The 19064-nt window shown below is 72.9% G+C and carries 19 protein-coding genes and 2 pseudogenes; 18 read left to right on the top strand and 3 right to left on the bottom strand.

Annotation, left to right across the window (positions count from 1 at the left end):
• The first annotated feature begins 225 nt into the window (after positions 1 to 225).
• The 3 genes from ABD946_RS11595 to ABD946_RS11585 all read left to right on the top strand — a co-directional run bounded on the left by ABD946_RS11595 (position 226) and on the right by ABD946_RS11585 (position 1858).
• Positions 226 to 879, top strand: coding sequence for a TetR/AcrR family transcriptional regulator (locus tag ABD946_RS11595; protein ID WP_345282658.1), 654 nt, complete (start codon positions 226 to 228; stop codon positions 877 to 879).
• Positions 880 to 998: 119 nt separating this feature from the next.
• Entirely contained in the window at positions 999 to 1451 is a 453-nt protein-coding gene (locus ABD946_RS11590; protein ID WP_345282657.1) for a hypothetical protein, read from the top strand.
• Between the two features lie 164 nt (positions 1452 to 1615).
• Positions 1616 to 1858, top strand: coding sequence for a hypothetical protein (locus tag ABD946_RS11585; protein WP_345282655.1), 243 nt, complete (start codon positions 1616 to 1618; stop codon positions 1856 to 1858).
• Between the two features lie 67 nt (positions 1859 to 1925).
• On the opposite strand, the gene ABD946_RS11580 is transcribed toward ABD946_RS11585, so the two are convergent.
• Complete coding sequence (locus ABD946_RS11580; RefSeq protein WP_345282653.1) at positions 1926 to 2495, bottom strand: hypothetical protein; 570 nt, start codon at positions 2493 to 2495, stop codon at positions 1926 to 1928.
• A 232-nt stretch (positions 2496 to 2727) separates the two neighbouring features.
• On the opposite strand from ABD946_RS11580, the gene ABD946_RS11575 reads away from it, so the two are divergent.
• From ABD946_RS11575 to ABD946_RS11565, 3 genes are all read left to right on the top strand, one after another.
• A complete protein-coding gene (locus tag ABD946_RS11575; RefSeq protein ID WP_345282651.1) occupies positions 2728 to 4587 on the top strand; it encodes a hypothetical protein in 1860 nt (619 codons plus the stop codon).
• 147 nt (positions 4588 to 4734) lie between these two features.
• On the top strand, positions 4735 to 4950 hold the full coding sequence (locus tag ABD946_RS11570; RefSeq protein ID WP_345282649.1) for an e9imm peptide: 216 nt from the start codon (positions 4735 to 4737) through the stop codon (positions 4948 to 4950).
• A 106-nt stretch (positions 4951 to 5056) separates the two neighbouring features.
• The gene (locus tag ABD946_RS11565; RefSeq protein ID WP_345282647.1) at positions 5057 to 5677 is read left to right on the top strand and encodes an L-threonylcarbamoyladenylate synthase; all 621 of its coding nucleotides are present in this window, start codon (positions 5057 to 5059) and stop codon (positions 5675 to 5677) included.
• Between the two features lie 15 nt (positions 5678 to 5692).
• Here ABD946_RS11565 and ABD946_RS11560 read toward each other — a convergent pair whose 3' ends face one another.
• Positions 5693 to 6538 carry a cytochrome P450 gene (locus ABD946_RS11560; RefSeq protein WP_345282645.1) on the bottom strand — a complete coding sequence of 282 codons (846 nt, stop codon included), beginning with the start codon at positions 6536 to 6538 and terminating at the stop codon, positions 5693 to 5695.
• 717 nt (positions 6539 to 7255) lie between these two features.
• On the opposite strand from ABD946_RS11560, the pseudogene ABD946_RS11555 reads away from it, so the two are divergent.
• The 12 genes and pseudogenes from ABD946_RS11555 (at position 7256) to ABD946_RS11500 (ending at position 18126) form a co-directional block, all read left to right on the top strand.
• Positions 7256 to 8829 (top strand): annotated as a pseudogene (locus tag ABD946_RS11555) (Re/Si-specific NAD(P)(+) transhydrogenase subunit alpha).
• A 5-nt stretch (positions 8830 to 8834) separates the two neighbouring features.
• Positions 8835 to 10274 carry a Re/Si-specific NAD(P)(+) transhydrogenase subunit beta gene (pntB, locus tag ABD946_RS11550; RefSeq protein WP_345282643.1) on the top strand — a complete coding sequence of 480 codons (1440 nt, stop codon included), beginning with the start codon at positions 8835 to 8837 and terminating at the stop codon, positions 10272 to 10274.
• 231 nt (positions 10275 to 10505) lie between these two features.
• The gene (locus ABD946_RS11545; RefSeq protein ID WP_345282641.1) at positions 10506 to 10658 is read left to right on the top strand and encodes a hypothetical protein; all 153 of its coding nucleotides are present in this window, start codon (positions 10506 to 10508) and stop codon (positions 10656 to 10658) included.
• Positions 10659 to 11165: 507 nt separating this feature from the next.
• On the top strand, positions 11166 to 11915 hold the full coding sequence (locus ABD946_RS11540; protein ID WP_345282639.1) for a 2,3-dihydro-2,3-dihydroxybenzoate dehydrogenase: 750 nt from the start codon (positions 11166 to 11168) through the stop codon (positions 11913 to 11915).
• 106 nt (positions 11916 to 12021) lie between these two features.
• Complete coding sequence (locus ABD946_RS11535; protein ID WP_345282637.1) at positions 12022 to 13224, top strand: isochorismate synthase; 1203 nt, start codon at positions 12022 to 12024, stop codon at positions 13222 to 13224.
• On the top strand, positions 13221 to 14864 hold the full coding sequence (locus ABD946_RS11530; protein ID WP_345282635.1) for a (2,3-dihydroxybenzoyl)adenylate synthase: 1644 nt from the start codon (positions 13221 to 13223) through the stop codon (positions 14862 to 14864). The genes ABD946_RS11535 and ABD946_RS11530 overlap by 4 nt, the downstream gene beginning before the upstream one ends.
• Positions 14865 to 14903: 39 nt before the next feature.
• Positions 14904 to 15540 (top strand): annotated as a pseudogene (locus ABD946_RS11525) (isochorismatase family protein).
• Positions 15537 to 16046 carry a GNAT family N-acetyltransferase gene (locus ABD946_RS11520; protein ID WP_345282633.1) on the top strand — a complete coding sequence of 170 codons (510 nt, stop codon included), beginning with the start codon at positions 15537 to 15539 and terminating at the stop codon, positions 16044 to 16046. Before ABD946_RS11525 ends, ABD946_RS11520 begins: the two are co-directional and overlap by 4 nt.
• Before the next feature lie 96 nt (positions 16047 to 16142).
• Positions 16143 to 16496: a hypothetical protein gene (locus tag ABD946_RS11515; protein ID WP_345282631.1), complete on the top strand. Its 354-nt coding sequence runs from the start codon at positions 16143 to 16145 to the stop codon at positions 16494 to 16496.
• 107 nt (positions 16497 to 16603) lie between these two features.
• Positions 16604 to 16933 carry a cyclic-phosphate processing receiver domain-containing protein gene (locus ABD946_RS11510; protein ID WP_345282629.1) on the top strand — a complete coding sequence of 110 codons (330 nt, stop codon included), beginning with the start codon at positions 16604 to 16606 and terminating at the stop codon, positions 16931 to 16933.
• A 45-nt stretch (positions 16934 to 16978) separates the two neighbouring features.
• Positions 16979 to 17404, top strand: coding sequence for a hypothetical protein (locus ABD946_RS11505; RefSeq protein WP_345282627.1), 426 nt, complete (start codon positions 16979 to 16981; stop codon positions 17402 to 17404).
• A gap of 146 nt (positions 17405 to 17550) precedes the next feature.
• Positions 17551 to 18126, top strand: a complete 576-nt coding sequence (locus tag ABD946_RS11500; protein ID WP_345282625.1) for an RICIN domain-containing protein — start codon at positions 17551 to 17553, stop codon at positions 18124 to 18126.
• Between the two features lie 7 nt (positions 18127 to 18133).
• Here the strand turns inward: ABD946_RS11500 and ABD946_RS11495 are convergent, their stop codons facing one another.
• Positions 18134 to 19030, bottom strand: a complete 897-nt coding sequence (locus tag ABD946_RS11495; RefSeq protein WP_345282623.1) for an ABC transporter substrate-binding protein — start codon at positions 19028 to 19030, stop codon at positions 18134 to 18136.
• Between the last annotated feature and the right edge of the window lie 34 nt (positions 19031 to 19064).

Raw genomic sequence — 19064 nt, 5'->3', positions numbered from 1 at the left:
CCTGGTCGATGCCGCGGGTCTCGACCTGGCCCGCGCGATCGCGCCCGACGCCTTCACGAGCGGTGGGGGTGTGCGCCATGGGGGTGGCTTCCTTCACTGGGAGGGGAAGACGGCGGTGTCTCCGATGCCGCCGCACCCGCTGGGGGGCTGGCGCGGCGGCGGAACCAGGCTTATTGGTCACAGCACCAATAGCCTGTTGGTGCGACATCCAATAGGCTGCTCGTCATGACGTCAAGCCCCGGCCCCGGCCCCGCCTCCGCCGCTCCGCGCACCCCACGCACCCGCAAGGCCCCCGCCGAACGCCGGGCCGAGATCCTGGACACCGCGGCCGGCCTGGCCCTCACCGAGGGCCTCGAACGCGTCACCATGCAGCTGGTCGCCGACCGCCTCGGCGTGCGCCCGGGCCTGATCAGCCACTACTTCCCCGCGATCGAGACCCTGCTCTGCGAGGCCTTCACCCACGCCGCCACCCGCGAGCGCACCGCCCTGCTCCCACCCGCCGAAGCCGACCTGCCGCCCCTGCGCCGCATGGCCCTCTTCCTCGACCGCGTCAGCAGCCCGGCCTTCACCGACCTCGACCGCCTGTGGCTCAACGCCCGCCACCTCTCCCGCTACCGCCCCGCCCTCCGCGAGGCCGTCGCCGCCCAGGAGTCCCGCACCCGCACCGAACTCACCCGGCTCATCCAGGACGGCGTCACCGCAGGCGAGTTCACCACCGACGACCCCGAAGCCGCCTGCCTCCTTCTCCTGGTGGTCATCGACGGCCTCGGCTCCTACGCCAACGACACCACCGACTACACCCACCCCACCCTCGCCACCCTCCCCCGCACCACCGCCGAACACCACCTCGGCCTCCCCCGCGGCACCCTCACCCCCTGACACCACCCGCGACGGCCCCGAACGGGAACCCCCGGGCGCCACGAGACAGCGGCCGGTGTCCGCAATGTCCTTGACGGGGTGTGTAATGGCGCCCGACCCGCTGCGACCCGGAGGTGCCGATGGCCCGCCTGCACATACGCCACGGACTCGACCCCGACGAGCCGGAGCTGCCCGTCGCCGTCCTCGTCGTCGATCCCGAACGCACCCCCGGGGAGCGCGCCGTGGCCCAACTCGGCACCCACTGCCACGAGGTGCACGGCTGGGCCTGCCTGTCGCAGACCGACGGCTGGGTCGAGCACGCACGCGACGGCGGCGAACTGACGATCGCCGTCGCCGTGTACCCGGCCACCCTGCTGGCAGTCGGCGCGGACCCCGCCGACTTCACCGACCGCTCGACCGTCGACCCGGACGCCGTGATCGTCCTGCGCGCGCAGACCTCGGCCGCTCCCGACGCGTCCGTACAACTCGCCGAGGGGACCGCCGTCTTCACCGGCAGCCCGGACGCCCCCCTGGACGAGCTGATCGCCACCTACGACGACTGGCCGATGGTCCTCGCGCCCCCGCCCGCCTGACCCGACGACGAACCGCCCGATGCGGCCCATGTCCGCGCGGCCGTAGGATGCCCAGGGCGTCGATCTGATGGGTGCTCACCATGCTTGCTCGCGCGACGAATCACCCGACCATGGGGCCGCACCGCGCCGTGGGCATGCCTGCTCCAGCACAAGGGTCTGAGCCAGTGTCAGCAGTGCCGCCACCGGGTGAACCGCCGGTCGTCCGTGCCGAGGTCGTCGTCACCGGCGAGGTTGCCGAGGCCATCACGGCCTTGGCCAAGCTCCTCGGTCGAACCCCCGAGGAGCTCGCGATCGAGCACGCTGCCGGAATCTTCCCGATCCCCGACGGACCGAACAACCTGGACTGGGGCCTGTTCGACAGCGGTGACCTCGCACCTAAGAGGCGCGCCACTCCGCGGAAGACCTGATGCCGCAGTAGGAGTGCCACGCGATCGGCCTCACCGACCCGACGAACCCTGGCCTCTCCACCCGCGTTCAGCGCCGGAACAGCCCGCGCAGTCCCCGAGCCCTGGGCTTCTCGCCCTCCGGTTCGACGAGCCGGGTGGCAGCATGGACGGGGGCGGACTCCTCCAGCGCCCGTTCCACTACCGCGATGAAGGCCTCCGGGTCGGCGGCGGGGCCCGGGCCGAGGTTGAGGTGGCTGCCGTCGGCGGTCCATTCGCCGAGGACCGTGTACGGCTGACGGTCGATCGGGCTGACGCCGTGTTCGAGGGTCAGGTAGCGGCACTGCTCGGCCTCGCCGACCTGGACCACCGCCACCAGGTGCGCCTCGGACGGCGCCACCGCCGGCGGCAGGACGACGACCAGGGCCCGGTAGCCGTCGCGCCGGACCAGCTCGGCGGACAGACCGTCGGCGGGCAGGCGCTCCTCCTCCGGGAGCCTCTCGCCGTACCCCTCCCAGAGCTGCGTGAGCCCCCCGGTGAATCCGGCGTCCGGCTCGTGATCCAGCATCTGCGGCCCGAGGTCCCGTGCCAGCCCCGCCAACAGCCGGTGTGCGTAACGGTAGTGATGGGCCCTCGGCCCGGCCCCGTCGATCGTCGTCATGTCGATCATCATGGCCGCCCCGCCCGAACAGCGAGTGAACTGCCGGATGACGGTTCGCGGGCGCAGCACGGTACAGGGGTCCGAGCGGGGATTCCGGAGCTCCACAATCCCTTCGCGCACCCTCTCGGCCTGGGGCTAGAGTGCCCGCCATACGACACCGCCCTTCGGGGCGACGGGGGAGGAATTCCACACCATGGCACGGCATTTGAGACGTCTGCGGGCCCTGCGCCCCATGAGCGTCGTCACCGCTGCGGCGATCGGACTGGCGGGAGTGTTCCTGTCCGCGACGGGTGCGGCGGCCGCACCGCCCATCGGCCAGGTACCGCAGGTCTCGCTGGCCTACACGGACGAGCGCACCCCGACGACGAGTTACCCGCAGCCGACCGGCGAACTGCCGCTGGGCAGTTGGCTCGACGAGGCGGGCACCGCCCACAAGTCGCGCGCCTACGCCTCGTTCGACCTGGCGGGCTATGCCGACAAGGACGCCAAGAAGCGGGTGGTCTCCGCCTGGCTCATCTTCGGCGAGACCTCGGCCACCAGCTACGTCCCGCGCAGCATCGAGGTCTGGCAGACGGCGACGCCGGCCAACCCCGTCACCTGGCGCCGGGCACCCGCCGAGCGCAAACTGCTGGGCACCGTGACCACCAGCGCCGGCGGCCCCGCCGCCTACATGCGCCTGGACCTGACGGCGGCGGCCGCAGCGGCCGCGACCACGGACGGCCACACGCTCTCGCTGGAGCTGCGGCTGCCCGAGGCCGACGAGTCGAACACCGCACTGGGTCGTCACCTGAACACCCGGATGTTCTTCTACGCCACGGCCAACACCAAGCCGGGAGCTCCCACCGAGCTCTACACCCAGGACCGCGCGTGCGCGACCACGACGCCGCACCCGTTCATCCCGACCCTGACCCCGTCGCTGACCGCGATGCTGCACGACCCGGACCCGTCCGACGAGTACCTCACCGGTCACTTCGCGATCTGGCCGACGGGCAACCCCGAGCAGCGCACCGAGTTCACGGGCACGAACATGCTCAGGGAGTACGGGCGGAGCGCCTCCGTCCCGGCCGGGCTGCTCGCCGACGGCGGCACGTACAGCTGGCAGGTCCAGGGCGGTGACGGCACGGACCGGTCCGCCTGGTCCAAGCCCTGCACCTTCCGCGTCGACACCAGCCTGCCCACCGCCGCGCCGGTGCTGACCTCGACGAACTACCCGGCCGGCCAGACCGTGCCCGGCGGGGTCCCCGGCGAGTTCACGCTCAAGGCCAACTCGGTCGCAGACGTGGCGGGCTACCAGTACAGCTGGAGCCAGGACTTCCCGGTCAACGGCTGGTGGGACGGACCGAACGGCGTGCCGGTGTACACCGACCCGTTCTCGCTGCCGGGCACCGTCCGGGCCTCCCGGCTCGGCGGACCGGCGACGCTCTCGCTGACGCCGCCGCGCAGCGGGCCGAACGTGCTCCACGTCCGCAGCGTGGACCGGGCGTTCAACCCGTCGCCGGCCACCAGCTACTGGTTCTACGTCCCGGACACCGCCCCCGTCGTGACCGGTCTGCCCGACCCGGTGCTGCTCGGGACGCCCTTCACCCTGCACCTGGCGCCGAACGCGAGCCTCGCCACGGCCGACAGCTACACCGTCCAGCTCAACTACGAGACGTCGTTCACCGTCCCGGCCGGCAGTGACGGCACCGCCTCGGTGCCCTTCACCCTCGACCGCGAGGGAGGCAACGTGATCACGGTCCGCAGCCACAGCCCGAACGGCTGGGTCAGCTCCGAGGCCCGGGTCTTCGCCCACGTGGACACCAGCCCGACCGTCACCTCCGAGCTCTACCCGGAGTACACCGGCGAGGAGGCGGCCACCGGCGGCGTCGGGGTCGCCGGAGTCTTCACGTTCGCCCCGAAGGTCCAGAACACCGCGTCCTACACCTACTCCTTCGACTGGGGCACCACGACGACCGTCCCCGCGGAGGCCGACGGGACCGCGCAGGTCTCCTGGACCCCTGACACGAACGGGGTGCACACCCTCACCGTGTACGCGAAGGACCGGAGCGGGAAGACCTACCAGACCCGCTACTACGAACTCAACGTGAGCTGACGCTCCGACGGTCGCCAGGGAGGGGGCACGCCACCACGGCGTGCCCCCTCCGGCCGTTGGCGGGGCGGCGGAGAGCTCGCCACGGCTCGCCGGTGCCCTGGTTGGATGGGGGCTCCCCTGGACTTCGAGAGGTGAACGGGCTTGCTGATGAGCCGTGAAGAAGCGGTCACGCTGGTGCGGAAGGTCATGGACGTCGAGTACGACGAGCACGAGATGGATCGCGTGCTGGAACGGCTCGACCGGGCGCTCGGCTGTCCGACCGGCCACGTCGCCGGTCTGGTCTTCTGGCCTGCGGACGGACAGGTGCGGAGCGCCGCCGAGGTGGTCGACCGGGCGCTGGCGTACCGGCCGATCGCCCTGTGACCGCCCCCGGGCCGCCCGTGCTCCGCTCCTGACGTTCCGTCGACGCGGTCCGGGGCGGAGGCCGTGGCTGCTGCCGTGGATCTCCGGTGTGCCGTAGGGTCGGCCAATGGCGAAGTACTTCGACGTGCACCCAGAGTCCCCCCAGCCCCGCACCATCAACACGGTGGCGGACAGCCTCCGCTCGGGCGCCCTCATCGCGTACCCGACCGACTCCTGTTTCGCCCTCGGCTGCCAGCTCGGCAACCACGAGGGGCTGGAGCGGATCCGGACGATCCGGCGGCTGGACGACCGGCACCACTTCACCCTGGTGTGCGAGGACTTCGCGCAGCTGGGGCAGTTCGTGCAGCTCGACAACAACGTGTTCCGCGCCGTCAAGGCGGCGACCCCCGGGAGCTACACCTTCATCCTCCCGGCCACCAAGGAGGTGCCGCGCCGCCTCCTCCACCCCAAGAAGAAGACCGTCGGCGTCCGCATCCCCGACCACGCCGTCACCCGCGCCCTGCTCGCCGAGCTCGGCGAGCCGTTGGTCTCCAGCACCCTGATCCTCCCCGGTGACGAGGAGCCGATGACGCAGGGGTGGGAGATCAAGGAGCGGCTCGACCACGTCCTGGACGCCGTGCTCGACTCGGGTGACTGCGGCACCGAGCCGACCACCGTCATCGACTTCTCCGACGGCGAGGCGAACATCGTCCGCCACGGGGCCGGTGACACCTCCCGCTTCGAGTAGTGCCGCAGGAGCCGGTCAACGAACCCGTACGGGCAGGGACTTGAGCCCGTTCTGGAAGTTGGACACCAGCCGGACGGGCTCCCCCGCCGGCTCCAGCTCCGGCAGCCCCGTGGCCACCTCCCGCACCATCGCCCGCATCTGCACCCGCGCCAGCTGCGCACCGAGGCAGAAGTGCGGACCGTCACCGAAGCTCACGTGCTCGTGGCCCGACCGCCCGGAGCCCGACCGCCCGGGGTCGAAGCGGTCGGGGTCGAAGCGGTCGGGGTCCGCGAAGACGGCCGGGTCACGGTTGGCGGCGGCGTGGTAGACGACCACCTTGTCGCCACGCCGCAGCCGCTGTCCGCCCAGTTCGACGTCGTGGGTGACGGTGCGCCGGAAGTCGATCACCGGCGGCCAGTACCGCAGCATCTCCTCCACCACGGCGGGCGTGCGCGAGGGATCGGCCCGTAGGCGCCGGTACTCCTCGGGGTGGGCGAGCAGGGTGTGCAGGCCACCGGGCACCCCGTTGCGCAGCGTCTCGTTGCCGGCCACCGCGAAGAGGAAGAAGGTCGTCTCGAACTCCTGCTCCGTCAGCCCGCCGTCCACCATCCGGGCCAGCACGCTCCCGGGAGCCGGCCGCCGGGCCAGGCCGTGCGCGTACGCGAACATGTCGGCCAGCGCCGCCCGGGAGCGCGGGTTGACGGGCCGTCCGTCCGGCCGGATCAGGTCCTCCGGGCGCGGACGGACGGCGACCGCCGCGCGCCCCAGCGCGCTCAGACCTGACGTATCCGCAGCCGCTTCGGCATGGTCGGAGTCCTGGTAACCGATCACCCGGTCGGCCCAGCCCGCGAGCAGCTTCCGGTCCTGGTCGGGCACCCCCATGACCCGGGCCAGGGTCCAGACCGGCAGGTCGGCCGCCAGGCGGACGAGGTCGAGGGGGGCCCGCGGCGAGCAGCGGCCGGGCGGCGCGCACGAGCGCCGCGGCCCGCTCCTCGATCCCCGTCGTCAACTCCCGTACCGCGCGAGGGGTGAAGGCGGCGACGACGATCCGGCGCAGCCGCACGTGGTCGGGCGGGTCCTGGTTGAGCATCATCGTGCGGGCGAAGGCCAGCTCGGCGGCGGTGTCGGGGTCGCGGATCTGGGTGGCGCCGAGGTGCGAGGAGTAGGTCGCGGGGGTGCGCAGGACGTGCCGGACGTCGGCGTGCCGCAGCACCGCCCAGTAGCCGGGCCCGGCCGGCCAGTCGCCCACCGCGGGCTCCTCGACCCATCGGACCGGGGTGGCCGACCGGAGCTCCCGCAGGAGCGGGTACGGCACTCCTTCGGCGTAGGTGGCGGGGAGGAAGATCCGGTTCACCTGTTCCTGGTCCAGGGGCACGGGGCTGACGCTACGGCAGATCCGCCGTTTGGTGAAGCACGTCACGGCTTTGCCCCGTCCCCAAGGCGGGCCCGGACGTGTAGGTTCCTGCCTCCAAGGGACTCTCCGCGGATCACCCCGCCGGAGTGCGCCCGTCGACTGCTGCGCCCGCGTCGAACACCGTCGAACACCTTGTGCACCAACCCCCTTTCAGCGGCTCCATCCGACGAGAGAGATCACGAGAGATGTCTGCAGACGACTCCGCGCACCACCCTCCCCAGACCATCGGCGTGGTAGCCGAGTCGATCTCCGGGGAGACCCGGGTCGCGGCGACCCCCGTCCACGGTGCGCGGGCCTGCTCGCGCTCGGCTACCAGGTCGTCGTCGAGTCCGGCGCCGGCACGTCCTCCGGGTTCAGCGACGAGGCCTTCACCGAGGCCGGTGCGGCGGTCGGCGACGCCTGGGCGGCCGAGGTCGTGCTGAAGGTGAACGCCCCCTCCGCCGACGAGATCGCCCGCCTGAAGAAGGGGACCACGCTGGTCGGCATGCTGGCACCCGCCCAGCGGCCGGAGCTGCTGGAGGCGCTGGCGGAGCGTCAGGTCACCGCGCTGGCGCTGGAGGCGGTGCCCCGGATCTCCCGGGCGCAGTCGATGGACGTGCTCAGTTCGATGGCGAACATCGCCGGGTACCGGGCGGTGATCGAGGCCGCGCACGTCTTCGGGCGCTTCTTCACCGGGCAGGTGACGGCGGCGGGCAAGGTGCCGCCGGCCAAGGTGCTGGTGGCGGGCGCGGGCGTGGCCGGGCTGGCCGCGATCGGTGCCGCCTCCAGTCTGGGCGCGATCGTCCGGGCGACCGACCCGCGGCCGGAGGTGGCCGACCAGGTGAAGTCGCTGGGCGGCGAGTACCTGCCCGTGGAGGTCGCCCAGGAGGCGAGCACCGACGGGTACGCCAAGGCGACCTCGGCCGACTACGACCGGGCGGCGGCCGAGCTGTACCACGCGCAGGCACGGGACGTGGACATCGTGGTGACCACCGCGCTGATCCCCGGCCGCCCGGCGCCGCGGCTGCTGACGGCCCGTGACGTGGCGGCGATGAAGCCGGGCAGCGTCATCGTGGACATGGCCGCCTCGCAGGGCGGCAACGTCGAGGGCACGGTGGCCGGCCGCACGGTGGTGACCGAGAACGGCGTCACGATCATCGGCTACACCGACCTGGCCTCGCGCCTGCCCGCGCAGGCCTCGCAGCTGTTCGGCACCAACCTGGTCAACCTGCTGAAGCTGCTGACCCCCGGCAAGGACGGCCACCTGACGGTCGACTTCGAGGACGTGGTGCAGCGGGCCGTCACCGTGGTCCGCGAGGGCGAGATCACCTGGCCGCCGCCCCCCGTCTCGGTCTCGGCCGCACCGGCCGCGCAGGCCAAGCCCGCGCCGGCGGCCGTCGCGGAGCCGAAGGCGTCCCGGCTGACCCCGGCGGTGCGCTTCGGGCTGATCGGCCTCGGGATGCTCGCGGTGTTCGCCCTGGTCGCCTTCGCGCCGGCCCAACTGGGCCGGAACTTCACGGTGTTCTCGCTCGCCGTGGTGATCGGCTACTACGTCATCGGCAAGGTGCACCACGCGCTGCACACCCCGCTGATGTCGGTGACCAACGCGATCTCCGGGATCGTGGTGGTCGGCGCCCTGCTCCAGGTCGGGCACGAGAGCGTGCTGGTCACCGTGCTCTCGGCGGTGGCGATCCTGCTCACCAGCATCAACGTCTTCGGCGGTTTCGCCGTCACCCGTCGCATGCTCGGCATGTTCTCCTCCTCCCCCGAAAGGCGTTGAGCCCGATGACCTCCTTGACGGCCGCGAACGCCGCGGACCTGGTCGCCGCCCTGCTGTTCATCCTCAGCCTGGCGGGGCTCTCGCAGCACCGCACCGCCCGCGCGGGTGTCGCGTACGGCATCGCCGGCATGGCCCTCGCCCTCGCCGCCACCGTGATCGTCGCCTCCCGTTCGATCAACGCCGGGGCCGTGACCCTGATCGTGGTCGCGATGGCGGTCGGTGGGGCGATCGGCCTCTGGCGGGCCAAGCGGGTCGAGATGACCGAGATGCCCGAACTCATCGCCGTGCTGCACAGCTTCGTCGGTCTGGCCGCGGTGCTGGTCGGCTGGAACAGCTACCTGGAGGTGGAGGCGCACGGCGCCGCGCAGACCGCGGTCGGCGCGGACCTGCTGGGCATCCACCACGCGGAGGTGTTCATCGGCATCTTCATCGGCGCGGTCACCTTCACCGGCTCGATCGTCGCCTTCCTCAAGCTCTCCGCCCGGATCAACTCCCGCCCGCTGATGCTGCCGGGCAAGAACGTGCTCAACCTCGGCGCGCTCGGCGCCTTCGTCGGCCTCACGGTCTGGTTCACCGTCAGCCCGGGCCTGGGCCTGATGATCGCGGTCACCGTGCTGGCGCTGGCGCTCGGCTGGCACCTGGTGGCCTCGATCGGCGGCGGCGACATGCCGGTCGTCGTCTCGATGCTCAACAGCTACTCGGGCTGGGCGGCCGCGGCGGCGGGCTTCCTGCTGGACAACAACCTGCTGATCGTGACCGGGGCACTGGTCGGCTCCTCCGGTGCCTACCTCTCCTACATCATGTGCAAGGCGATGAACCGCTCCTTCGTCTCCGTCATCGCGGGCGGCTTCGGCGTCGAGGCACCGGCCTCCGGCGGCGGCGAGGAGGAGGGCGAGCACCGCGAGGTGCAGGCCGCCGAGGCGGCCGAACTCCTGGCCGAGGCCCGGTCGGTGATCATCACCCCCGGCTACGGCATGGCGGTCGCCCAGGCCCAGCACCCCGTCGCCGAGCTCACCCGCCGGCTGCGCGAGCGTGGCGTCGAGGTCCGCTTCGGCGTCCACCCCGTGGCGGGCCGGCTTCCCGGGCACATGAACGTGCTGCTGGCCGAGGCCAAGGTGCCGTACGACATCGTCCTGGAGATGGACGAGATCAACGACGACTTCGCGGACACGGACGTGGTCCTGGTCATCGGGGCCAACGACACCGTCAACCCGGCCGCCGAGGAGGACCCGACCAGCCCGATCGCCGGCATGCCGGTGCTCAAGGTCTGGGAGGCGGGCCAGGTCATCGTCTTCAAGCGCTCGATGGCCTCCGGCTACGCGGGCGTGCAGAACCCGCTGTTCTTCCGCGAGAACAGCAGCATGCTCTTCGGCGACGCCAAGCAGAGCGTCGACCAGATCCTGGTCGCCCTGGACGCCCTCACCCCGGCCGGCGCCGGCCGCTGACCACCCCCGCTCCATCGTCCGCCCCTGCCGGCCCCCGGCAGGGGCGGACTGCATTCCGATTGTTCATACGCAAGTCCTTTTCCCTTCGATACAGAGTCACATCCCCCAAGCGGGCTGATAATTGAAGGCAGCGAGGCTCGGGATGGTGTAGAATCAGAAGCACAGCAGGCGATCCGGGGGAACCGGCATCGAGGTGATGCCAACGGACGCCGCTGGTCCTTGGGGGACGACATGACCTACAACCTCGCCACCGCTCAGGCCACCATCGACATGCGCCTGCAGGAGGCCCGCAGCTTCCGCCTCGCCCGCGCGCTCAAGCTCCGTGAACGCGCCAAGCGCACCAACGAGCGCGCCCGTCAGGCTCTGACCAGCGTCGACGCATGAGCACCCCGATCCACGACGGGCCGTCACCAGCACCACGGTGACGGCCCGTCCGCCGTTTCCGACGCTCTCGGAGCCCGCCCCTCCCGCGAGCCGAACAGGGGCGTGAAGCCGAGCTCCACGACGACCGGCCCCGCCCGTGTGCGGGCCTCCCCGACGGACCCGGGCGCGACGCCCTGCGGCCCGATGCACTCGCCGACCGCGTCCGGCCGCAGCACGCGCGGCCCGCCCGAAGCGCCTCCGCCCCCCTTCGAACTCCCCCCTCGGACCCGCAAGACCCCCCGGGCCACCCCGACGCCGCTCGACCGGGCCGTGGACGCGGCGACCCGAGGCACGGCCGGCGCGAGGTCACGACGGGGGCGGACACTGACGGCGGATCAGGCCGCAACGCATCCGATCACCCGAAAACAGTTCGGTTAGGCTAACCTAACTGCTGCGCCCGACCAGATCACCGGCCCGCCCCGGCCTGCCCGTGCGCCGAAGCACCACCACCGGGAGAGGGACAGCGGCATGGCCGAGGACATACGTGAACTGGACGGCAGGATCGCCCTGGTGACGGGAGCCGCCCGCGGCATCGGCGCGGCCGTCGCCCGGGCGCTCGCCGACCGGGGGGCCCGGGTGGTGGCCACCGACATCAACACCCCGCACGACGACGTGACCTACCTGGACGTCACCGACGGCGCCGCCGTCGAGGCGACGGTGGACCGGATCGAGCGTGAGACCGGGCCGATCTCCATCCTGGTGAACGTGGCGGGCATCCTGCGCCCCGCCCCGGTGCTCGAACTCACCGACCAGGACTGGGCGGAGACCTTCGCGGTCAACACCACCGGCGTCTTCCACACCTGCCGGGCCGTCGGCCGCCGGATGGCCGCCCGCGGCTCCGGTTCGGTGGTCACCGTCGGCTCCAACGCCGCCGGGGTGCCCCGCACCCGGATGGCCGCGTACGCGGCCTCCAAGGCCGCGGCCGCGATGTTCACCAAGGTCCTCGGGCTGGAGCTGGCCCGGGACGGAGTGCGGTGCAACCTGGTCTCCCCCGGCTCCACCTACACCGAGATGCAGCGCCAGTTCTGGACCGACGAGCAGAGCGAGCGCCGCGTGCTCGACGGCGACCCGGACAACTACCGGGTCGGCATCCCGCTGGGCCGGATCGGCGCCGCCGAGGACGTCGCGGAAGCCGTCGCCTTCCTGGTCAGCGACCGCGCCCGGCAGATCACCATGCACGACCTGTACGTCGACGGCGGCGCCACGCTCCGGGCCTGACACGGCGTCACCCCACCGCACGCCCCACCGCACGCCCCGCCGCACGCCCCGCCCCATCCTCCCCATCCCGGCGCCCGAAGCCACGCCGGACGAAGAACGGAGCAGCATGACCACGGCCTACCAGGCCCCCGCCGGCACCCACGCCGACACCCCGGCCGCCTCACCGAGCAGCCTGCTGGCCGCCTACCGCCCGGGCCCCGACCAGGCCTTCCTGGCCGGCCCGCACTCCACCCTGCTGGCCCGGGGCGCGCTGCGCCACGTCACCGACCCGGCGCGGGCCGCCGAGGCGCTGGAGGAGGCCCGCCGCACGGTGGGCGGGACCCCGCTGCTGGTCGGCGCCATCCCCTTCGCCCCCGGCCGTCCGGCCCGCCTGTTCGTACCCGCCGAGGTGCACCGGGGCGGCCCGGCCGCCGAGGATCCGGCCTTCCTGCTGCCGGCCCGCCGGGCCGCCGCCGCGAGCGGCCGCGACTGGACTCAACTCCCGGTCCCCGCAGGACCGTTGTACGCGGAGGCGGTGGCCGAGGCGGTGCGCCGGATGCGGGCCGGGACCGGCCCGTCCAAGGTGGTGCTGGCCCGGACGCTGGAGCTGACGGCGCCCGGTGGGGCCGATCTGCCGGCGATGCTGGCCCGGCTGATCCACCGCGACCCCGGCGGCCACACCTTCGCCGTCCCCGCCGGGGGCGCCGCGACCCTGGTCGGCGCCAGCCCGGAGCTGCTGGTCTCCCGCCGGGGCCGCACCGTGGTCTCCAACCCGCTGGCCGGCTCCGCCGCCCGCAGCGCCGATCTGGCCGAGGACATCCGCCGGGCCGCCGCGCTGCTGGACTCGCCGAAGGACCTTGCCGAGCACGCCTTCGTCACCGATGCCATCCGCCGGGTGCTGGAGCCGTACTGCGAGGAGCTGACCGTCCCCCAACGGCCCACCCTGGTACGGACGGCCGCGATGTGGCACCTGTCCACCACCATCACCGCCACCCTGCGCGACCCCTCCGTCTCGGCCCTGGAGCTGGCGCTCGCGCTCCACCCCACCCCGGCGATCTGCGGCACCCCGACCGACCGGGCCCGGGAGCTGATCGCCGAGCTGGAGCCCTTCGACCGGGGTCTGTACACCGGCGCGGTCGGCTGGGGGGACGCGGACGGGGACGGCGAGTGGGTGGTGACCCTGCGCTGCGCCGAGGCGGAGGGCGACGGGCTGCGCCTGTACGCGGGCGCCGGCGTGGTGGAGGCCTCCGACCCGGAGGCCGAACTCGCCGAGACCACCGCCAAGTTCGGCACCTTCCTGCACGCGGTCGGTCTGGAGGACACCAAGTGACGCACACCGACGAGCCCGAGGCACCCGAGGGGCGCGACCTCCTCGGCTCCTGGCCCGCCGAGACCGCCGCCCGCTACCGCGCGGCCGGTTACTGGACCGGCGAGCGGCTGGACGAGATGATCCGCCGCCACGCCACCGCCCGCCCGGGCCGGATCGCGGTCACGGACGGCGAACGCCACTGGAGCTACGCGGAGCTGGACCGCCGGGCGGACGCCGTCGCCACCGGCCTGCTGGCCCGCGGCTTCCGTCCGGGTGACCGGGTGGTGCTGCAACTCCCCAACACCGCCGAGTTCTTCGAGGTCTTCTTCGGCCTGCTGCGGGCCGGGGTGGTCCCGGTGATGGCGCTGCCCGCGCACCGCCGCGCCGAGCTCACGTACTTCTGCGAGTTCGCCGGGGCCAGGGCCCTCTTCGTGCCGGAACGCCACGCCGGGTACGACCACCGGCAGTTGGCCTCCGAGGTGCTGGCCGCACTGGCCGAGCCGATCGAGGTCTTCGTCGTCGGCGAGCCCGGGCCGCACCTCCCGCTGGACGAACTGCGCGCCGCGCAGCCGCAGCGGGTGGCGGAGCCGCCCGCCGGCACCGAGCTCGCCTTCCTCCAGCTCTCCGGCGGCTCCACCGGCCTGCCCAAGCTGATCCCCCGGGCCCACGACGACTACCTCTACAGCGTCCGCGAGTCGGCGCGGATCTGCGGGTTGAGCCCGTCCTCCGTCTACCTCTGCGCGCTGCCCGCCGCCCACAACTTCCCGCTCAGCTCCCCGGGTTCGCTCGGCACCTTCTTCGTCGGCGGCCGGGTGGTGCTCGCCCCGGACCCGAGCCCGGGCACCGCGCTGGCGCTGATCGCCCGCGAGCGGGTCACCCTCACCGGCGTGGTGCCGCCGGTCGCGCTGGCCTGGGCGGACGCGGCCCCGCACGCCGGGCACGACCTCTCCAGTCTGGAGCTGCTCCAGGTCGGCGGGGCCAAGCTCAGCGAGGAGGCCGCCCGCCGCCTCGGCCCGGCCCTCGGCTGCCGGCTCCAGCAGGTCTTCGGCATGGCCGAGGGGCTGGTCAACTACACCCGCCCCGAGGACGACGAGCTCACCGTCCTCACCACCCAGGGCCGCCCGATCAGCGACCAGGACGACGAGGTGCGGATCGTCGACGACCAGGACCGCGACCTGCCCGACGGCGCCACCGGCCACCTGCTCACCCGCGGCCCGTACACCATCCGCGGCTACTGGCGGGCGCCCGAGCACAACGCCCGCTCCTTCACCGCCGACGGCTTCTACCGCACCGGGGACCTGGTCCGCCGCACGCCCACCGGCCACCTGGTGGTCGAGGGCCGCGCCAAGGACCAGATCAACCGGGGCGGCGAGAAGGTCGCCGCCGAGGAGGTGGAGAACGTGCTGCTCGGCCACCCCGCGGTGCACGACGCCTCGGTGGTCGCGGTGCCCGACCCGTACCTGGGCGAGCGGACCCTGGCGTACGTGATCCTGCGTCAGGACGCCGAGCCGCCGCGCGCCGCCCAGCTGCGCGCCTTCGTCCGGGCGGCCGGCCTGGCCGACTACAAGGTGCCGGACCGGATCGAGTTCGTCGACGCCTTCCCGCAGACCGGGATCGGCAAGGTCAGCAAGAAGGACCTGCGCTCCACCGCCGCCCAGTAGGCTCCGGCCGACGCTCCTCAGCTAAGGACCCCCTCCGCCATGGCACTTCCCACCATCGCCCCCTACCCGCTCCCGGAGCAGCGGGACGTCCCGGCACCCCGGGTGCCCTGGGCAGTCGACCCGGCGCGGGCCGCCGTCCTGGTCCACGACCTCCAACACCACTTCCTCTCCCGCTTCGCCCCCGCGGCCGAGCCGCTCGCCCCGGCCCCTGGCCAACACCGCCCGGCTGCTCGACCTGGCCCGGGCGGCCGGGGTACCGGTGATCCACTCGCACCAGCGCGGCGGGCAGAGCCGCGAGGAACGCGGCCTGCAGTACGACTTCTGGGGCCCCGGCATGCCGGACGACCCGGCCTCGCTCGCCTCCCCCGAGGCCGTCGCGCCGCGGCCCGGCGACGGGCACGTGACCAAGTGGAAGTACAGCGCCTTCGCCCGCACCGACCTGGCCGGGCAGCTGGCCGCCGCCGGGCGCGACCAGCTGGTGATCGTCGGCGTCTACGCCCACATCGGCGTCCAGATGACCGCCGCCGACGCCTGGAGCCACGACCTCCAGGCCTTCGTGGTGGCCGACGCCACCGCCGACTTCGACCGGGAGCGGCACCTGGGCGCGCTGGCCTGGATCGCCGACAAGTGCGGCGTGGTCACCACCACCGAGCGGCTCGCGGCGGCCCTGCGATGACCCTCGCCGCGCCGACCCGCCCGCTCCCCTCCCACGCCCGGCCGCGGCCCCGCCACGCCGTCCCGGCCGACGCCGGCCAGCTCTACGCCCTCTCCCGGCCCTTCATGCGCAGTGGCGAACTGCGCCCGCGCACCCCGCGCGAGTACCGGCTGACGGCGGCCCAGTTCCTCCTGCTGACCGACTCCGACGGCTCGACGGTGGACGGCTGCGCGGCGCTGCGGCCGCTCCCGCCCGAGCCCGGGCGGCCGCCCGCCGGGGTCCTGCACAACCTCTGCGTGCGGCCCGGCCGCCAGGGCGCGGGCCTGGGCGGTGCCCTGGTCGCGGCCGTCCTCGCCGAGGCCCGCCGGCTCGGCCTGCACACCGTCTGCACCGCCACCACCGGCTCCGGCCTGCTGTTCGAACGCCACGGCTTCACCGAAGTCCCGCCCGCGCTGGCCCCGCCCGCCTGGACGGCCACCCTGGACCCGGCCCGGGGCTCGCGCACCTACCTGCACCTCCCGGGGTGACGGAGCCGACGGTGTGCGGGGGATGACATCCGTCATCTCCCGCACGTGCGTCGTCCCACTGTCCGTCAACTCCCCTGCGGCCCTACGGTGAAGCCCATGACGAACACGGGGAAGCAGGACGACGGCAGCACCGACGTCCGGATCAGCATCATCGGCGGCACCCGCCTCTCGGGCGAGGAGGTCCACGCCCGCACCCTGGCCGCCTCCTTGATCGGCGGCGTCGACGTCGACCTCACCGAGGTCGACCTCCCGGAGACCGCGGAACTGCGCATCACCAAACTGAGCCTGATCGGCGGCGTCCGCCTCCGGGTCCGCCCCGACGTCAACGTCAAGGTCACCGGCCTGCGCCTCGGCGGTGTCAGCGACGACGGCCCGGACCGCCTCGGCGGCCCGACCGTCCACGTCAACGCCTGGGGGCTGGTCGGCGGCGTCAGCGTGGACCGGGGCTGACCGCCCGTCGGCCGCCGGCCGGAGCCGACCGCCCGTCAGCCGGCGCGCCCCGCCCGGGCTGCGGGAACTCGCTGGTCGGCGCCCCGCGCGCCTGGGAGCATGCCCTCATGAACGACACCCGCGCGCCCATCGTCCTCGGCATCGACGACCTGCGGCCGCTCCCCTGGGTCACCCGGATCGCCCGCACCAGCGCCGAGGGCGTCCGGCTCCTGGAGGAGCACCGCGAGGTGTACGTCGACGAGCTCTGGCTCGACCACGACCTGGGCGGCGAGGACAGCATCATGCCGGTGGTGACGCTCCTCGAGGAGGCCGCCTTCCACGGCCGCCCCTTCCGGATCGGCACGGTCTACGTCCACAGCGCCAACCCGATCGGCGCACAGACCGTGGTCCGCTCCCTCCAGCGCTGGAACTACCAGGTCCGCCGTACCAGCGCCTGAGAAAACGCGCGGGCGTCCGGCGGACGTCCGAGCTAGCGTACGGCCATGGCACTGACCCAGCTCCTGCTCGCCTCCGGCCGCACCGTGGAGCTCCGCTCCGTCACGCTCTCCTCGACCTACGGCGACTTCCTGGAGGGCTACCCCTGCGGGCCCGTCAACGACATGAAGCTGGCGGGCCTGCGCCGCCAGGCCGTCGCGGGCGGGCGCCCCGGCCACCTGGTCGAGCCGCCGCGCGAGCTCACGGGCGATCCGGGCAGCGCCTTCGGTCCGGTCGAGCTGCTGCCCGCCGTCGTCTGCGTCGGCCGCTTCACCTCCGAACCGGTCGACCCGGAGCTGCCCCGGTACCTGCACGAGTCCGAACTGACCGTGATCTGGCTCCAGCCCACCCCTGACCTCCCGTCAGGAACCGTGGCGGTGGACGGGCTGCTGGACCTCCCGTGGGACGAACTCGCCCGGGACGAGGAGCTCTAGCGGTCCCGGGACCGGACCGGGACGACGGCCTCATGTGCGGTGCTTATCTCGCTCCTACCTTGGAGGAGGCAGTCGGGGGACGGGCGCAAGGCCTCCCCCGACTACCGGTCAAGGAAGCACGCGCGACGAGACGTTGTGAGGCACAGATGACCAGACTCCGGATCGGCCTCGGCATCGCGGCCGGAATGAGCACCCTCTCGCTGGCCCTGGTGGGCGGCACCACCAGTGCGGAGGCGGCGGCCGCGGCCCCGGGACCCCCGGTCGTGGGCAGTTCGTCCCAGTCGACCCTGGCCGCCACCCAGTACCGCACCACGGCCCTGACCAACGGGTACAGCAACCGCTGCCTCGACGCCGACCTCAACAGCATCGGCGGCAACGGGACCAAGGTGCAGCTCTGGGACTGCAGCGGCCAGGCCCAGCAGACCTGGATCTGGACCCCGGTCGCCGGCCAGCCGGTCGGCTACTACTGGATCCAGACCGAGTACAACCACCGCTGCCTGGACGCCGACCTCAACACCATCGGGGGCAACGGCACCAGGATCCAGCTCTGGGACTGCAACGGCTGGGACAACCAGATCTGGATCTGGGACGGCCACGCCCTGCAGACCAAGAAGAACGCCCGCGTCCTCGACGCGGACCTCAACACCATCCGCTACAACGGCACCTACGTCCAGCTCTGGGACCGCAACGGCGGCTCCCAGCAGACCTGGGTCTGGCACTGACGGAAGGTCACCCCACCACGGCGGCGGCCCCCTCCCCGGGGGCCGCCGCCTCCCGCGTCCGGCTCACCTGACCAGCTTGCGCCCCGACTGCTGGGCCAGCTGGTCGGCGGCCTTGCGCAGCGCGTCCGCCGGGTCGGCGCCCTTGAGCAGGACCTTGGTCTGCGCGTCCGTCACCACCTTGAGGGCGCGGGCGTAGTCGGAGGTGTAGTTGAAGGCCGGTGAGGGCGCCTTGAGCGCCTCCAGGAAGACCTCGCCCTTGCGCTGCTCGCGGAAGAAGGGCGAGGTGGTGTGGAAGACCGGGTCCTCGTAGGCCTTGAGCAGGGCGGGGGGCGATGCCCTTGCCCCGGTAGATGGCGACCTGGGACTCCGGCCGGGTCAGCACGTACTCGATGAAGGTCCACGCGGCGGCCTGCTGGGTGCTGCTGCCGTTGATCGCCAGGTGGGTGGAGTTGACGGTGGCGGCGGTGGAGCCGCCGCGCCGCATCGCCGGGGGCAGCCGGACCGCCCACTTGCCCGCCTCCTCAGGGACGGTCTCCTCGATCACGCCGCCGAACCAGGTGGGCCAGGGCAGCACCGCGGCGGTGCCCTGCTTGATCGAGCTCATCAGCGCGGTCCAGCCGCCGGCCAGGTCGGAGACCAGCCCGGCGTCGTTCATCCGCTTGATGACGGTCATGGCCTTGACCGCCTCGGGCGAGTCCAGCGTGATGGCACCTTCCAGGTTGAAGTAGAAGGCGCCCTGGAGCTGGAGCAGCAGCTGGAAGAAGTTGGCGGCGTCGGCCTGCGAGGCGGGCTTGTCGATGCCCAGCAGGTACTTGCCGGTCCTGGCCTTGATCTTCTTGCCGGCCTCGATCGCGTCGTCCCAGGTGTCCAGCGCGCCCGGGTCCACCCCGGCCTGCTCGAACACGTCGGCCCGGTACCAGAACCCGCCCGAATTCGCT

The organism is Kitasatospora albolonga, assembly GCF_039535905.1.
GTDB lineage: Bacteria > Actinomycetota > Actinomycetes > Streptomycetales > Streptomycetaceae > Kitasatospora > Kitasatospora albolonga.
This window is presented reverse-complemented; position numbering and strand designations above follow the sequence as displayed.